The sequence below is a fragment of the Pseudomonas sp. NPDC087185 genome, from assembly GCF_044744955.1.
Classification (GTDB): Bacteria; Pseudomonadota; Gammaproteobacteria; order Pseudomonadales; family Pseudomonadaceae; genus Aquipseudomonas.
This window is the reverse complement of record NZ_JBIUZK010000019.1, coordinates 1-1,089: the sequence shown is the minus strand read 5'-3', so window position 1 is coordinate 1,089 and position 1,089 is coordinate 1. Positions and strand designations below refer to the sequence as shown.

Here is a 1,089-nt window from a genome sequence, read left to right as displayed (position 1 = left end):
AGGCGAGATCACCGACCCGGTGACCGGGTTGCAGCGCCGGACCATGAAAGAGCAGAAACTCGCCAGCTTCCACCTGTACCCGCTGCCCGCCAGCCAAGGGTTCCAGCGCTACAAGGTGGCGCACCGCAGTGGCCTGGTGGAGATTCTGCAGCAGGTCGCAGCCGACCAGCCGGCCCTGCCCGTGGAAATCTATTCGGCCGAAGGCCACACGTTGACCCTCGCCTATGTGCGTTCCAGCCGCGCGGGCAACCCCTGGCGGCTGTCCACCATCACCGATGCGGCGGAGGCCATCCTGCTGCGCCTGGACGACGTCGCCGATCCCCAGCAGACCGGTGTCGCAGTGCGCTACCGGCCGATCGGCAACACCGAGTTCGCGCGCTTTTTCATCCAGACCGACACCGCCGGGCGCGTCGACCAATTGCGCCTGCCCGCCACCAATGACAGGGGTGACCTGGCCAACTGGGCCTTCACCTATGTGAGCGAAAAAGGCCTGGACTGCATCAAGACCGCCCGCACCCCGGCGGGAGCCAAGGAAACGCTCACCTACGACCCGACCGGCCATGCGTTCCCCATGGGCAGCCAGCGCGAGCCGCTGCCGCGGGTGGCGAGCCATGTCATCGACCCCGGGCACGGTCAGCCCCAGCAGTCGCTGCACTACAGCTACCCCAGGGACGAACACAACTTCCTCGGCAACGGCCTAAACATCGTCTGGGCCGAAGATGGCCTGGACAACCTCTACCTGCACCTGGGCACCTATACCTATGGCTCAACCGAAGAGTTGCGCGACGGCACCAAGGTACTGCGCAGCGTCGAGCGCCAGTACAACCAGTTCCACTTGCAGGTACTGGAAAAGACCACCCGCAACGGCCATGTGCACAGCGTCGCCAGCGAATACGACCACGACCCCAGGAAGTATTTCGCCGACCAGGTCGCCAGCTGCCAGCTACCCCGCACGTTGACCACGCAATGGTCGCTCGGCACAGGCACGCGTGAAGAGAAGGAAACCTACGAATACGACGCCCTGGGCAACCTCAGGAAACAGACGCTGAAAACCGGGGTGGTCGAGGACTATGCCTGGTACCCGGCCAG

1 pseudogene is annotated in these 1,089 nt (G+C 64.6%); it reads left to right on the top strand.

The window, feature by feature from the left end:
- A pseudogene (locus tag ACIPIJ_RS27875) lies at window positions 1–1,089 on the top strand (sugar-binding protein); the annotation flags it as partial.